Annotated in this window: 12 protein-coding genes and 1 pseudogene; 4 read left to right on the forward strand and 9 right to left on the reverse strand. The window is 61.0% G+C overall.

Going from position 1 to position 14,874, the window contains the following annotated elements; genetic code table 11:
* Window positions 1-170: 170 nt before the first annotated feature.
* The 5 genes from BW09_RS00665 to BW09_RS00685 form a co-directional block, all read right to left on the reverse strand.
* Window positions 171-1,673 (reverse strand): phosphatase PAP2 family protein, encoded by a 1,503-nt coding sequence (locus BW09_RS00665; RefSeq protein ID WP_181161709.1) that lies wholly within the window; start codon window positions 1,671-1,673, stop codon window positions 171-173.
* Window positions 1,674-1,800: 127 nt separating this feature from the next.
* Window positions 1,801-3,000, reverse strand: a complete 1,200-nt coding sequence (locus tag BW09_RS00670) for an amino acid ABC transporter permease (protein ID WP_258184901.1) — start codon at window positions 2,998-3,000, stop codon at window positions 1,801-1,803.
* Between the two features lie 4 nt (window positions 3,001-3,004).
* On the reverse strand, window positions 3,005-3,682 hold the full coding sequence (locus BW09_RS00675; protein ID WP_044088649.1) for an amino acid ABC transporter permease: 678 nt from the start codon (window positions 3,680-3,682) through the stop codon (window positions 3,005-3,007).
* Window positions 3,682-4,521, reverse strand: coding sequence for a glutamate ABC transporter substrate-binding protein (locus tag BW09_RS00680; RefSeq protein WP_044088650.1), 840 nt, complete (start codon window positions 4,519-4,521; stop codon window positions 3,682-3,684). Before BW09_RS00680 ends, BW09_RS00675 begins: the two co-directional genes overlap by 1 nt.
* 11 nt (window positions 4,522-4,532) lie before the next feature.
* Window positions 4,533-5,387, reverse strand: coding sequence for an amino acid ABC transporter ATP-binding protein (locus BW09_RS00685; RefSeq protein ID WP_308810335.1), 855 nt, complete (start codon window positions 5,385-5,387; stop codon window positions 4,533-4,535).
* Window positions 5,388-5,881: 494 nt separating this feature from the next.
* Between BW09_RS00685 and BW09_RS00690 the strand changes: the two genes are divergently transcribed.
* On the forward strand, window positions 5,882-6,490 hold the full coding sequence (locus tag BW09_RS00690; protein WP_140462531.1) for a hypothetical protein: 609 nt from the start codon (window positions 5,882-5,884) through the stop codon (window positions 6,488-6,490).
* A complete protein-coding gene (locus BW09_RS00695; RefSeq protein WP_140462532.1) occupies window positions 6,480-6,812 on the forward strand; it encodes a transcriptional regulator in 333 nt (110 codons plus the stop codon). The genes BW09_RS00690 and BW09_RS00695 overlap by 11 nt, the downstream gene beginning before the upstream one ends.
* Window positions 6,813-6,832: 20 nt before the next feature.
* On the opposite strand, the gene BW09_RS00700 is transcribed toward BW09_RS00695, so the two are convergent.
* A complete protein-coding gene (locus BW09_RS00700; protein ID WP_258184902.1) occupies window positions 6,833-7,528 on the reverse strand; it encodes a YbaK/EbsC family protein in 696 nt (231 codons plus the stop codon).
* Window positions 7,529-7,939: 411 nt separating this feature from the next.
* Between BW09_RS00700 and BW09_RS11040 the strand changes: the two genes are divergently transcribed.
* Complete coding sequence (locus tag BW09_RS11040) at window positions 7,940-8,830, forward strand: MerR family transcriptional regulator (protein ID WP_258184910.1); 891 nt, start codon at window positions 7,940-7,942, stop codon at window positions 8,828-8,830.
* A 368-nt stretch (window positions 8,831-9,198) separates the two neighbouring features.
* Here the strand turns inward: BW09_RS11040 and BW09_RS11045 are convergent.
* A pseudogene (locus BW09_RS11045) lies at window positions 9,199-9,768 on the reverse strand (ATP-binding cassette domain-containing protein).
* Between the two features lie 486 nt (window positions 9,769-10,254).
* On the opposite strand from BW09_RS11045, the gene BW09_RS00720 reads away from it, so the two are divergent.
* A complete protein-coding gene (locus tag BW09_RS00720) occupies window positions 10,255-11,217 on the forward strand; it encodes an endonuclease domain-containing protein (RefSeq protein WP_181161700.1) in 963 nt (320 codons plus the stop codon).
* Window positions 11,218-11,629: 412 nt separating this feature from the next.
* On the opposite strand, the gene aspS is transcribed toward BW09_RS00720, so the two are convergent.
* On the reverse strand, window positions 11,630-13,429 hold the full coding sequence (aspS, locus tag BW09_RS00725; protein ID WP_140462536.1) for an aspartate--tRNA ligase: 1,800 nt from the start codon (window positions 13,427-13,429) through the stop codon (window positions 11,630-11,632).
* A 43-nt stretch (window positions 13,430-13,472) separates the two neighbouring features.
* Window positions 13,473-14,864 carry a histidine--tRNA ligase gene (gene hisS, locus BW09_RS00730; protein WP_044088734.1) on the reverse strand — a complete coding sequence of 464 codons (1,392 nt, stop codon included), beginning with the start codon at window positions 14,862-14,864 and terminating at the stop codon, window positions 13,473-13,475.
* Window positions 14,865-14,874: the final 10 nt, after the last annotated feature.

Below are 14,874 nucleotides of genomic sequence, written 5' to 3' on the forward strand. Positions count from 1 at the left end.
CCCCTTCCTCGGTGGCCCATGTACGGACGGCATTGGGCCGTCCGCTGAGCAATCATGGTCAATCTCCAAGCCTATGGAGGAAATATGAACCGGTCACAGTACCGACAAGAACGGGATGTGTCTGCAAATTGAACTCTGGACCAACTCACAGTGGCATCTATTGGTGGCGTCTATTGCCGGCGGCGGCCCCGCAGATGCAGGAGCACTCCGATGAGCGCGGCGGCTGCGGTTCCTACCGCCACAGCAGTCAGAGCCGGCACCTGCACCATGTGAATCACCGAGGAATCAGGACCGGCCTGGGCCGCGCTGTTCTCTCCGGCCTGTATGTCCGATTGCGGATGGTCGCCGTTGTCGGCGTACTGCGCATTGACCACGGTGGGGCCGCTCAGCTTCGTCTGGTCGGCGGTCTCCACCTTGGTCACATCACCATTCCGGTCAAGCGTGACGCGGGCACACAGGGCCTTGGCCCAGTTGATGCGCTGCCAGCCTTCGGAGGACTCCCACAGTGGATATCCCGAATCCAGAGCCGTGGCCTTCAGGATCGCATTGCGCTGATCGGCATGCAACTGTGGGTATGCGAGTCGCAGCACGTCGGCGGCCCCGCGCGGCGCGGTGAACTCCCGGCCGGCCTCGTCCTTGTCCTGCGGGAAGCCGTAGGTCATGCGCGCGGTGTAGACGCGCACGGCGGACGACTGGTCCCTGACCGGTTCGGTGGCCACCGGGTCGAGGAAGTCGTTGGAATATCCGCCCGAACCGTTGGCCTTGAGATCGGCGATGCAGTCGGCCAGCGTATCCCCATGATGGTCGGCCTGACACCGTTCGGTCAGATAGTCGCGCAGCTGTCGAGCCGCCGGCACAACGGCGGAGGCGAATTCGTTATGCCAATACTGTCCGTTCTGCGCCGACGCCCCGATGCGTCCGCCCATGATGTCCAACGGATAATGCACGCCGAGCACGATGCGGTTGTTGCCCGCTTCCGAGGTGCGGGCCATGATCTGCGGCGCCAGTTCGGGGATCATGCCGGCGAGCGCAATACCCCATGAATATGCGGTGGTAGTATGCCCGGATGGGTAGGAGCTGTTCTTCTGGAGCGTCGAATATCCGGGGATATGCTCGAGCCACGAGGGCGACTGCTTGATGTCGAGTGTGGCGGGAAGTCCGGCGAGATCGTTCGTGCCGCCGAGTGTGCTTTGTGAGCGGTTCAGATAGGGCCTTGGATGCATGGCGGCACGTTTGGATTGGAAGGTGGAGGCCACGTTGAATTTGAACAGGTCGGAGATCCTGTTGAGCTTTCCTTGTGCGAAGCCTTCGCTCATGTACTTGCCCAGCACAGGCCCCAGGGAGTCGGGCATGGTCTCCTCGCCGATCAGGTCGGAATCGATGAGCGCGCGTTTGCGCTGATCATTCAGCCCGTTGTCATCCAGGTTTTCCGATCCCAGATGGTTGATCTGCACCGCCAGGTCCTCGTCCAGCTTCATGGCGGCGGCATCAAGGACCTTGCCGCCGTGTTCAGAGTCCACCGGTGCCTGCCAATAGTCCTTTTCGTAGTCGGACAAAAGCGACACCCAATCAGGGTTGGGCAGTTGGTCGGCCTGGGCGGTCGCAGGTACCGCGGCCAAGGCCAGAGGCAAACATACGGCGATAGCGAAAACGGAGGATAGGTTGCGCAACATCATATGCTCCAACCTATCCCCCGTTCAGCTACGTAGCCGTGGAGCCGATAGAACACTCGGTGAACTCTTTGTGCCGCACTAGCGCCGACTAAGGTTCCCAGACGATCGACACGACGTGTCCAACGGCTCAGATTTTCGGCTTCGCACCGAGGCTCGTGCGCCCTCCCCCGATATTGTCGCCACGCTTGAACACCGTGCCGTGATCGGAATGCTCATGCTCCCTTGACGAGAGCTTGGGATCGGGCGCTTGGGGCGTACCGGGCTTGCCGGTACCGCGATCGTGCTGTTCCTCGGTTTCCGGATGCTCGACGTCATAACCCTGCTCATACCGCGTCCTGCGCCAATTGCGAATCGAGGCGTTGGTTCCACGATGGTGCACGTGATACTTGCGCGGGGCGCCGCCGAACGGCAGCTCCTCGACCTCCTTGGCCACGGCGATCTGGTTTACATTGGAGGCGTCGCCGGCGGCTATAGGCGCCAACGGCTCAGGCTCGGCCGGGGCGGCGGTGCGCTGCTGCATGCGCTCGGGCAGCCATTCGGCGAGTCTGGACAGCAGCCAGCAGGCGATGAAGTAGATCACCGCAGCCATGACCAACGTCTGCAGGATATTGAAGTACATCGAGCCGAGTCGACGTGATTCCTGCAACAGGTCGGTGTACATGATGATCGAACCCAGGGCGGTGTCCTTCAACACCACCACCAGCTGGGTGACGGCGGCCGGCAGCATGGCGTAGACCGCCTGCGGCACCTCGATCTGCACCAACGATTGCGTTTCGGTCAATCCCAATGCCAGCGACGCCTCTCGCTGACCGCCCGGCAGGTTGCCCACGCCGGAGCGCACCAGCTCGGCGACCACCGAACCGTTGTACAGCACCAGAGCCAGCACGACCGCCCAGTAGGAGGGGTCGGGCAGTCCAGCGAAGGCGAACCAGCGCCAGAAGAAAATCATGAGCAGCAGCACCGGCACGGCACGGCAGAACTCCACAATGATTGCGGATATGCCGCGCAACAGCGTATTCGGCAGCAGACGACCCACGCCGAACACGAGGCCGAACGCCACGGCGCCGACCACGGCCAGCACGGTGGCTTTGACGGTCATCCACAGGCCCGGCAGATAGAAGTCAGTCCAAGCCTCGCGCTCGAGCGCCGGCTTCCACAGCTCCCAGCTGAGCTGGTTCTCACCGTCCGGCGGATTGTGCAACCGCATGAGTATCAGGACCAGCACCACGGCGAATACGATGCCGGCCACCCAGTTGGCGATGCGGATGGTGCGACGGCCCTTCGGACCGGGGGCGTCGAACAATACGGAATTCGAAGTATCAGCCATGGTGTCACCTCCTCACGGCGAGCTTGTTGGACAGGTATGTGGTGAGCATGCCGATCGGGATGATGAGAATCACATATCCGAAGGCGAAGATCAGGAAGATCTGGATGATCACATCCGGGCGGAATTCAATCATCTGGCTCATCAACGACGAGGTTTCGGTGGAGACCGATGCCGCTGCGGCCACGGTGGAGTTCTTGAGCAGTGCAATCAGCGTGTTGCCGAGCGGTGCCACCGAACCGCGGAACGCCTGCGGCAGAATGATCTCGGTGGCGGACTGCATGAAGCCCAATCCCAGCGCACGCGCCGCCTCGGCCTGGCCAATCGGCACGGTGTTGATGCCCGAACGCAGCGATTCGCAAACGAATGCCGCCGTGTACAGGCTCAGGCCGGTCACGGCGAGCCAGAAGAAGTTGGTGGCGAATGTGTCGGAGAAGCTGAGTTTGAGCTGCGCGTAGGCGCCAAGCACCATGAACACCATGATGATGGTCAGCGGCAGGTTCTTGAACAGCTCCACATACGCGCCGGCCACGACCCTGAGGGATGAGATCGGCGAAATGCGCATCACGACGAGGATCACACCGAGGATCATCGAAAACAGGGCGCTCCACAGGGTCAGTTCTATGTTCACCAGGAAAGCGCCCAGGACATCATACTGGCTAAACAGTTGCAGGAATCCGTTCATCAGGCGTCCTCCCCCTCGTTCGGCGTGGGCGGGTTGTACCGCACGTCAGGCGTGTAGTCGGTGCCCTTGGTGTTGTCGCTGACCGCGTTCTCCCAGGAGCCGTCCTGAATCATATCGACGATGGCGTTGTTGATTTTGACGGCCAGCTTGGTGTCGCCCTTCTTGATGCCCACGCCATAGTATTCCTGAGTGAACGGCTTGCCGACCACCCTGAGCTTGCCTCGTGAGGCGGAGGCGAGTCCGGCGAGAATGATGTCGTCGGTGGTCACGGCGTCCACGATGCCCGAGAACAATGCGGTGGCGCATTCGGCGTATCCAGGCTGTTCCATGAGCTGGACCTCGGAGGCGAACTTCTCCTTGACGGTGGCTGCGGAAGTCGAACCCGTCACCGAGCACAGGCGTTTGCCATTGAGGTCTTCGGGACCGTTGATGGACTGGTCGTCCTTGCGCACCAGCAGATCCTGCCCGGCCACGAAATACGGTCCGGCGAAGGATACAGCCTTCTTGCGCTCGTCCGTGATGGAGTAAGAGGCGAGGATCATGTCCACGTCGCCGTTCTGGAGCATCGCCTCGCGCTGCTTGGACGGAGCCTCCTTCCAGACGATCTCGTCCTCAGAGTAACCGAGCTTCTTGGCGATGTATTTGGCCACGTCCACGTCGAAGCCCACATAGGTGCCCGACTTCTTGAAGCCGAGGCCCGGCTGGTCGAATTTGATGCCGATGCGGATCTTGCCGGTCTCATCCGCGCCGCATGCAGCCAAAGACATGGTGCATGCCAGCGCGCATGCGGCGGCTATGACGCGCGCCGCCGTGCGTTTGAATCGAATGCTGAAAGTCATGCGCGCACCTCTCAGTGGGTCAGAATCTTCGAGAGGAAGTCCTTGGCGCGTTCGGTCTTCGGATGCTCGAAGAACTCTTCCGGCGTGTTCTCTTCGAGAATCTGACCATTGGCCATGAATACGATGCGGTCGGCGGCCTTGCGGGCGAAGCCCATCTCATGGGTCACGCAGATCATGGTCATGCCCTCGTGCGCGAGCTCGACCATCACGTCCAGCACCTCGTTGACCATTTCCGGGTCGAGCGCCGAAGTCGGCTCGTCGAACAGCATGACCTTCGGGCGCATGGCGAGTGCGCGGGCGATGGCCACGCGCTGCTGCTGGCCTCCGGAAAGCTGGGAGGGCATCTTGGCGGCCTGCGAGTCCACGCCCACGCGGGCGAGCAGGTCCATGGCCAGGTCCTCGGCCTCTTTCTTGGGCATGTGCCGCACCTTGATGGGGGCGAGCGTCACGTTGTCGAGGATGGTCTTGTTGGCGAAGAGGTTGAACGACTGGAACACCATGCCCACTTCGGCGCGAAGATTCGCCAGTTCCTTGCCTTCCTGAGGCAGGGGCTTGCCGTCGATGCGGATGTCGCCGGAGTCGATGGTCTCGAGACGGTTGATGGTGCGGCACATCGTGGACTTGCCGGAGCCGGATGGGCCGACCACGACGAGCACCTCGCCTTTGGTGACCCTCAGGTTGATGTCCTTGAGGACATGCAGGTCGCCGAAGTGCTTCTCGACATGGGTGAGCTCGACCAGTGCACGGTTCGGGTCCTCGGCAGCAGGTACGAGCGGGGCGAGCTTGCGCTCGGACGAGGCGTCCTGCAATGACCGTTGTTCGTGTGTCGTGCGCGAACGCACTGCTTCATTGTTCGTTTCAGACATGAAGGGGAGAATAGCACAGCTCTGTTTCCTGCGCGTTCACATCACGTCCACATGCCGGCCACACCTTGAATTGCGTCAGCTTCTTCGGTCTCTCAGCCGGCCGACCGCATCATCCCCTGCCGGCTACATCGCTCCGTCCAATCGATTCTGCCCAGCCCAGCTACTCCCTTCCAATCGACCCTATTCAGTCTCCCGGTTGCCCGCAGCGAATCCACCATCCCAGCGAATCTCGACCATCCCAGCGAATCCAGACCATCCCAGCGAATCTCGACCGCCTTGAATATACGATATCGGCGTGCGGCGCTCAGCCGACGCGGAGAACTTGCTTTACTCGCAGTAAAGAGTTATACTTTACTTGCACACAAGTAAAAGAGACAGTTCGTCCACCACCTCACCGAGAAGCTCTTCCCGCCGCCGAGACAACATTGTCAAGGCCATGAATCAACACACAACTCATCCGATCAACACCAACCGACTCACGGACGGAGACCATCATGAGCACCCCCAAGCCCCACGTCCCGACTTCGGACGCTGCACTTGCCCCGACCACCGTCGACCGTACCGCAGCAGCAGACCTGCTGACCCAATTGCAGCAGGACCGCGAAGTCAACGCCGACCGCATCATGGCACCGCAATGGTACTACGCGCTCAACGGTCTGCTCGGCATCATCATGTGCCTCACACTCAACGACATCATGCTCGACCTCTTGTCCGACTTAGGATTCCACACCGATTCAGGCGGATCGCAAACCGACATGCTGTTCCCCGCATCCGGCACAATGGCATGGATTCTCCTTGCGGTGGCCACGTACGTCGGATTCCAAGTGAACGACTGGCGCAAGCGTCAGATAGGCTCCGACTTCGACACGTTGGGAGGAGTAATCGCCCCGCGTAATGCGACGATGTGGGTGATGGCAATAGCGATGTATGTGTTCGCTTTCCTCGGACTGGCCGCCATCCTCTTGGGAGGACTGGGATTGCAATGGCTGCCGAACCAGACATCGGTCATCGCCCTGGCAATGGGAGCGCTCAGCTGGTTCGGCGAATACGGTTACGACCGCTATTTCGTCCAACTCATGAGGAGCGGGAACCATGACGCCTGATCACGCACACGGAAGCGTCGAGCCCCGCTTCGACGAGATCATCCACGAACCGATGCGGCTGCGCATCTGCGGACTGCTCTCCGGTATGAGGGAGGTGCCATTCTCCGCAATCCGCGAAACGCTCGGATTGAGCGACGCGATGTGCTCACGGCATCTGAAGACCCTCGCCGACTGTGGCTACGTGGCCCTGACCAAGCGGCGAGGCGAATCGAACCGACACATGGTCGTCTGGGCGAGCATCACCCCCGAAGGCAGGGCGGCGATGACCGCGCACCTCGCCGCCCTGCGCGCCATCGCCGCCGGAGACCTGCTCGACAGCTAACCCTCGGTAAGCCGCACCGCCTACCCGCGTGGCTTGCCGAGGGCGGGCACGAACTGCACGCCGGGGATGTCGGCGAAGATGGAGCCGTCCACCACAAGCTTGGACGGGCGGATGCCCGAGCCCAGATACAGCTTCGGAATCGAGAGGATATGCTGGTCCACCAGCAGCGGCCAGCCGTCCGGCAGACCGATCGGCGACATGCCGCCCGATTCCATGCCTGTAGCCTCCACTGCGGCGTCAATAGGCGCGAAGCTTACTTTGGAGACCTCGAGCGTGTGCTTGACCACACCGTTCAGGTCGGCGCGCGTATCCGCCGTGACGAACGCCGCGGCGAACTCCGGCGGCGCCTTGCGGGTCTTGTGCGTGTGGACCACCACCACGTTGCCGGTGATGGCGAACGGGATGCCGTATTTGGGGCACCACAGGTCGGTATCCGACTCCTCGTCGGAATTGATGGTCACGCCAAGGATCTTGCTCTCCGGTACACCAGCCGCCACCAGCTCGTTGAGCTTGTCGAACACCGGCTTGGCCAGCAGATCGCCGTCATGCCAGTCCAGAATCTCCAACGTCATATGCATCATCCCCCCTAAATCGTCCGTCATGCGTTGTCCGTCAAGTGCGCGGCAGGCACGCGGCGCCATCATCAGACCTTTCTTCATATGGGCCTGATGCCTGCGGCGTCGTTCGCGGACATCGGCGTGAACGTGACCGTTCACACAGTTGTCCGTCAGCGAGCGTCTGCCGTCTTGCCCGCCCAGCATAGCGTCATCGGGCGAGGACGGCGGCGGCGCGGCTATACGTTTTGTCTATGACCCGTTCCGTATCGCTGCGCCGACGAGAGCGCCCGACCTTGACGACGAGCATATCCTGCCGTTGATTACCCATCAGGTAGTGGAATCATAGCAGCGCTTGAGGCTCGGCAGGATGCGGCTTGCGGTTGACGTTGCGTAAAGGGCTACGCTGTTTGCAACGACGCAGACTGCGCGTCGTAATCAGGAACGGATGATTCCTTGCAAAGGAGATGGGTCATGAGCGAGCACGACAATATGGCGAGCAACGAGACCTGTATCAATGCCGGTATGTTCGAAGTGGAGGGTGACCTGCCGGATACGAATCAGCTATAGCCGATAAATCAGGCCGCTCTAGTCAGCGGCGTGACGACGCGTACGCTACGTTATTACGACGAGACCGGTTTGATCAGGCCAACCGAGACCTCTGTCGGCGGCGAACGATGGTATGACTGGCCGACCTTGGTCCGACTCCAGTTCGTGATACTGCTGCGCGATGCCGGACTGTCTGTCGCGGACATCGCCGCGATAGTACAGCCGGGGACACACGACGTCCGACAGGCAATCAATGCCAAGACGGAGGATATGCACCGCGAAATCGCAGCAATGCAACACAAGCTGCAAGTGCTGCACAACCTGTCTGACCTGTGCAACGATAACGGCGATATTCCCCAGATGCGCCAGACCGTGTCCAATCCGGCACTGGCTCGATATGGAATCGCCGCAGCGGAACGATGGGGCGAACTATCCGAAGAGCAACGCAAACGAGTTGAACGGGCGCAGAATGATGCCGAACGCCATGCACATGAGACGATCCTCGCCGACGCCAAGCAATGGGAGCAACTGTTCGAAACTGGTGTCTCCCCGGACTCGGCGGAGGCGCAACAACTGGCCGAACGCATCATGAACCGGAACATCCAAGCGGCGGCGCGAACGACACTGCCTGCCGACCAACCATCTGGTGCAACGGCGAACACCACGATGCCCGATGCCGATTCGCCGTTACCGGCCATGCCGTTGTCGGCCACGCTTGGCGCGATTCGCACCGCGTTGACTGGCGACCCACGTTTTGCCGACCCATGCGGTGCGGCGCTTTACGGCAGCAAGGCCTGCGCAGACTTCGTCAACGAGGCCACCCGCATCCACACGCAGCATGTCGCCGAACGTTTTACGAATGATGTACCGACAGACAGCTGCTTAGCGTCAGCGGATACGTCAGCGGATAGTTGATGCTCAACAATAACGGGAAGTTCCCTACACGGTGAGGTTATCTCTATACGGTAGACACCGGCACGGAACTCCCGGCATATACGCGAAGTGCCCGCACAGTGATGTCCCACGTCATCCGTGTCGCGACGGCAATAGCACCCTCCACATCGTGACGTCGCCTGCATGCCACCCCACCCGCACTTCGCTCCACGGTGTAGGGATTGGCCCACCGTGTAGGGATTTCCCCATGATGTAGGGATGCGTTTTTGGAAAATGGCGAAAATAAGCCGTTTTGCACCCCTACATGGTGGGAAGTTCCCTACATGATGGGAAGTTCCCTACACGGTGAGGCAATCCCTACACGGTAGGGCAATCCTCAAGAGCCGCCCCTACACCGCGGACCCCTCCGACGCCCCGAAACCGGCGAGGGGCAGGAACCATTCGTCGTGGGACACCACGACCAGCACACCGGGATACCCCGCCAGCATGCTGGCCAACGTCTTCTTGGACGACAAATCGAGATGGTTCGTCGCTTCGTCGAGGATCAGCGCATCGGGTCGCAACGCCAACGTACAGGCGATCTGCACACGTTTGCGTTCCCCGCCTGACAGTCTCACAAACGCATACGGTCAGTCATCACCCAATTGCAGATCGTCACGCACGACGATGGCCTCGGGCGACCAGTCGGCCGCGAAATCCTTGAGGTTCGCCGGTCGAACGGCGATATCCTGCGGGCAATACCCGATGACCAACCGCCGGGGATTGGGCGTCACGGTTCCCGAATCCGGGCATAGTTCGCCTCGCATGATCGACATCAGCGTGGATTTGCCGATGCCGTTGTCGCCGAATACGGCCGCCCAGCCCAGCGGGAACGTCGTGCAGACGTGTTGGAACAGAGGTTCTGGCGCGTGGGGATAGGTGAAGGTGGCATCGGGCACCGTAAGCATGGTTGATTGCATAGTCACGCCTTTTCATTCATGGCGTGCCGCGATGGTCAGGCCGGACTCGCGCCCGGTGATGACGGCATGGAACCGATGGGAAACGACAACAGACCCGCTGACTGTATGCGGTTCATCGATGCTGACTCATGCGCCGATGTTGCCCCATGATGCAGCCGATACGACCCAGTGACGCAATCCCTCGAATGATGACACGCGGCGGCACGCTTCAGCGCGTGGGTTCCGCTTCTTGCCGTCATCATTCACAGACGCAACGTCGACCGATTCCTTTCGCCGGTCTCCTTGGCATATGGGGAAGACCTCCAACTATGCACGTTCACGATATAACCGACTTGTGACATGAACGAAGTCATGAGCGACAACTGCATCGTGCTCTTCGTACGCATGTTCGTTATTCGCATCGCAGAAGCGAACCATGCACGTTGAGTTATCCACATTACCCGTTTTCATGCCGATGCCGCTCGCGAATCGGTTATCATGCCCGGCATGAGTACCGCATACAACTACCGCGAGACGACGCAGTCCGGTGAAATCCAGAACTACGTGCGTCAGGACCTCTCCGCCCAGTCCGCCGCGAAATCGGCGGCCTGTCAAACACTGCTTTCGCGCATACGCACGGACCGAACCATCTGCTTCTCGCTGCATACGGCGCTGGAGCTCTATGCCATCGAACGCCCACGACGCTGCACACTGCCGGCGAGTGACTTCTACATCACCACTCGGGACGGCAAACACCGCTCCACGCTGCACAACGTCTCGTATCGAACGTGGAACCAACCGTTCGCCATATGCACGTTGACGAACGGACTAGCATGCGTGCATCCGTTGGATACATGGATCCAGTATGCACAATACTTGAACCTTGACGAGCTGGTGATACTCGGGGAAGCGATTATCAGGCGGTTCAGTTATTCCATCGACCAGTTCCGGAATCGACTTTCCGCTTTTCATCGGATCATAGGACGCGCTCGTTGCGAGGAAGCTGTACGGCTTCTCAAAACCTCCGATTCCGTACAAGAGACGCGCGCCAGACTCACATTGCTGCGATTCGGCCTTCCTGAACCAGAGATGCATTATGTCATCACCAGCCCGAACGGGCATACCCAGTACATCGTCGACATGGCATACCCAGCGAGCAAGGTGTGCATCGAATACGACGGCGATCACCACCGTCGCTTCCGCAGCCAGTACGTGCGGGATCAGCGCAAGCGCCGCGAATTGCGGGCCATGGGATGGACAGTTATCGAGGTGTTCGCTGATGATCTGTGGAACGAGCCAAATCAGCGCGAATTCGCGCAACATGTCGCCAACGCGCTGCAGGCTCCGCTCACCGGCAGGCCACAACGCCCATTCCGAGCGCTGGCCGACCCAACGATTGCGGTCAATGCACGAAAAGGTGAGCACCAGAGGCGCATACGCAGACAAAACGGCGCACATTCCCGCCCGTAACAGCCCCACCGTGTAGGGATTTCCCCATGATGTAGGGATGCGTTTTTACACAATGGCGGAAATTAGCCGTTTTTCATCCCTACATTGTGGGAAATTCCCTACACCATGGGAAATTCCCTACACGGTGGAGCAATCCCTACACGGTGGGCGCCGACACGGGACGCCCGGCTTATATGCGAAGTGCCCGCACGGCCAAAGCCATGCGGGCACCTTATACGTTCAAGCGGCTTGCGCGTCTCTCACCCCGTTACAGTCGTAACACCGCAGTACTACAACCACGAAGCAACGCAGCTAACGCTCCATCACTTAGTTTTCGTAGAAAATGAAGTGATGCGTGTGTCCTCTAGGCGCACCGAAGGAAGGCGTACGAAGGTACGTCGACTGAGGAGCAACGACGAGGACACTCTATCACTTAGTTTTCGTCTTCGTCGGGGTCGTAGTCGACGCCAGTCTCTGCGCGCTGCTCGTCCGAGATCGGAGCCGGGGCACCGGTCAGCGGATCACGGCCACCGCCGGCCTTCGGGAAGGCGATGACGTCGCGGATGGTGTCGGTGCCGGCAAGGATGGACACGGTACGGTCCCAACCGAGGGCGATGCCCGCGTGAGGCGGAGCGCCGTACTTGAAGGCCTCGAGCAGGAAGCCGAACTTCTCCTCGGCCTCTTCCTTGCCGATGCCCAGCACGTTGAGCACGCGGTCCTGAATGTCGTCGCGGTGGATACGCACGGAACCGCCGCCCATCTCCTCACCGTTGCAGACGATGTCGTAGGAGTCGGACATGGCGTGCTCGGGGTCCTTGTCGAACTTGTCGATCCAGTCCTTGCTCGGCATGGTGAACGGGTGGTGCATGGAGGTCCACTTGGAGTGGCCCACGGCCACATCGTCGTCGTCCGGATCGTCGGTGGGCTTGAACAGCGGGAAGTCCACAACCCAGGTGAAGGCGAACTTCTTCGGGTCGAGCAGGCCTTCGCGGCGGGCGAGCTCCACGCGCACGGCGCCGAGCAGCAGCTGAGAGGACTCGCGGGAACCGGCGGCGAAGAACACGGCATCGCCCGGCTCGGCGCCGACGGCCTCGCGCAGGCCGTTGCGCTCCTCATCGGACAGGTTCTTGGCGACAGGTCCCTTGAGCTCGCCGTCCTCGGCGAAGACCACGTACGCAAGGCCCTTGGCGCCACGCTGCTTGGCCCACTCCTGCCATGCGTCGAACTGACGACGCGGCGTGGCGGCGCCACCCTTGAACACGACGGCGCCCACGTACGGGGCCTGGAACACGCGGAACGGCGTGTTCTTGAAGTAGTCGGTAAGCTCGACGAGCGGGTTGCCGAAGCGCAGATCCGGCTTGTCGGAACCATACTTGTCCATGGCCTCCTGCCAGGAGATGCGCGGCAGCGGCAGCTGGACGTCGTAGCCGGCGACCTTCCAGATGGCGGCGATGACCTTCTCGGCCATGGCCATCACATCCTCCTGGTCCACGAAGCTCATCTCCATGTCGAGCTGGGTGAACTCGGGCTGACGATCGGCGCGGAAGTCCTCATCACGGTAGCAGCGGGCGAGCTGGTAGTAGCGCTCGACACCGGAGACCATGAGGAGCTGCTTCAACAGCTGCGGGGACTGCGGCAGGGCGTACCAGGAGCCAGGCACCAGACGGGCCGGCACCAGGAAGTCGCGTGCGCCTTCCGGCGTGGACTTGATGAAGGTCGGGGTCTCGACCTCGGTGAAGTCCATGTCCTCGAGGGCGTGGCGGGCGGCCTTGGCCATGTCGGAACGCAGCTTCAGGTTGTACTGCATGGACGGGCGACGCAGGTCGAGGTAGCGGTACTTCAGACGCACGTCCTCGCCCGGGAGCTTGTTCTCGGACTCGTTCTCGAGCGCGGTGGACACCTGGAACGGCAGGGCGTCCGCCTTGGCGAGGATGTCGATGTTCTCGGCCACGACCTCGATCTTGCCGGTGGCCAGATGGGTGTTCTCGTTGCCGTCCGGGCGCAGTCGCACTTCGCCGGTGACCTGGATGACGAATTCGCTGCGCAGCGGGCGGGCCATTTCCTCGTCGTAGATGACGACCTGCACCAGACCGGTGTTGTCGCGAAGATCGATGAAAGCCACGCCGCCGTGGTCGCGGCGACGATCGACCCAACCGGCGAGAGTGACCTTCTGGCCGACCAGGGCCTCGGTCACGTCGGTGGCATGATGTGTTCTGTAAGCCGTCTGGCTCATTATATGCTTCTCCTCGATTTGACTCGAATATGATTCGAATACGTCAGATTTCGACGGTTTGCTGGGCAACCACAGTATCCGGCTCCCACGACGTGCAATCGGCGGCGGTCTGCTCGCCGGTGACGATGTTCTTGACCTCGTCACCGGTGGATTCCTCGCCTTCGGTGGCGCTGGCCGGGAACCACACGTACGGGATGCCGAGCTTGTCCGCATACTTAATCTGCTTGCCGAGCTTTGCCGCGGTGGGAGCCACGTCGGTGGCGATGCCACGGGCACGCAGCTGGGCGGCGATGCGGTTCGCAGCCGGGCGATCCTCCTCGTTCCAGACCGCCACAAGCACTGCAGCCGGGGAGACGCGATTGGCGTGCGCACCGGCGGTATGCAGCATGTAGCTCACCAGTCGGCTCAGGCCGATGGACAGGCCCACGCCCGGATACTTGCGGTTGCCCTGAGAGGCGAGGTTGTCATAGCGGCCACCGGAGCAAATGGAGCCTAGGGATGCAGCGCCGTCGAGGAAGGTCTCGTACACGGAACCGGTGTAGTAATCAAGGCCACGGGCGATCTTCAGGTCCGCGATCACCGACCCCGGACGGATGGCGGCGGCCTCATCCACGATCATCGCCAGCGTATCGAGTCCCTGGCGGGCCAGCGTGTATGCCTCGGAATCCTTGGCGATGCCGTGCGCCTCGCACAGCTCATCGAACTTGGCGGCCAGCTCGGCGCCGTCGGCGGCGGTCAGGTCTGCGAGTTCAAGGCATGCCCGGGCCTGCGCTTCAGTGGCACCACAGGTTTCGACCAACAGTTTGGTCACTTCATCGGCACCGATCTTGTCAAGCTTGTCGATCTCACGCAGCACGCCCTCGATGTCCGTCAGCCCCAGTCCGCAGTAGAAACCTTCGGACAGCTTGCGGTTGTTGGCGTGCACCGTGGCCTTCGGCAGGCCGAACGCACGGAGTTCCTCCAGCGCAGAGACCATGACCAGCGGCAGTTCCACTTCATAATGGTCGGGCAGCTCGCCGGCACCGATCACATCGATATCCGCCTGGACGAACTCGCGGAAGCGGCCTTCCTGGGGGCGCTCGCCGCGCCAGACCTTCTGAATCTGCCAGCGCTTGAACGGGAAGGCCAGATCGCCGGAATGCTCCACCACATACCGGCTCAGCGGAACGGTCAGATCAAAGTGCAGTCCGAGACGATCCTCAATCGGAGTGTCGGATTCATGACCGACCTCCTGCAGACGGCTCAGCAGGTAAATCTCTTTGCTGGTCTCGCCTTTTTTCAGCAGGGAAGCGCCAGTTTCCACCGCTCTGGTCTCAATGCCGATAAAGCCATTGAGCTCAAAAACCTTACGAAGCGTATCGATGACACGCTGCTCCACAACACGTTCGGAGGGGAGCCACTCCGGGAATCCTGATATTGATGCACCTTTAGCCACGAAATCAATA

Origin of the sequence: Bifidobacterium sp. UTCIF-1 (assembly GCF_006408915.1) — a bacterium.
Lineage (GTDB): Bacteria > Actinomycetota > Actinomycetes > Actinomycetales > Bifidobacteriaceae > Bifidobacterium > Bifidobacterium reuteri.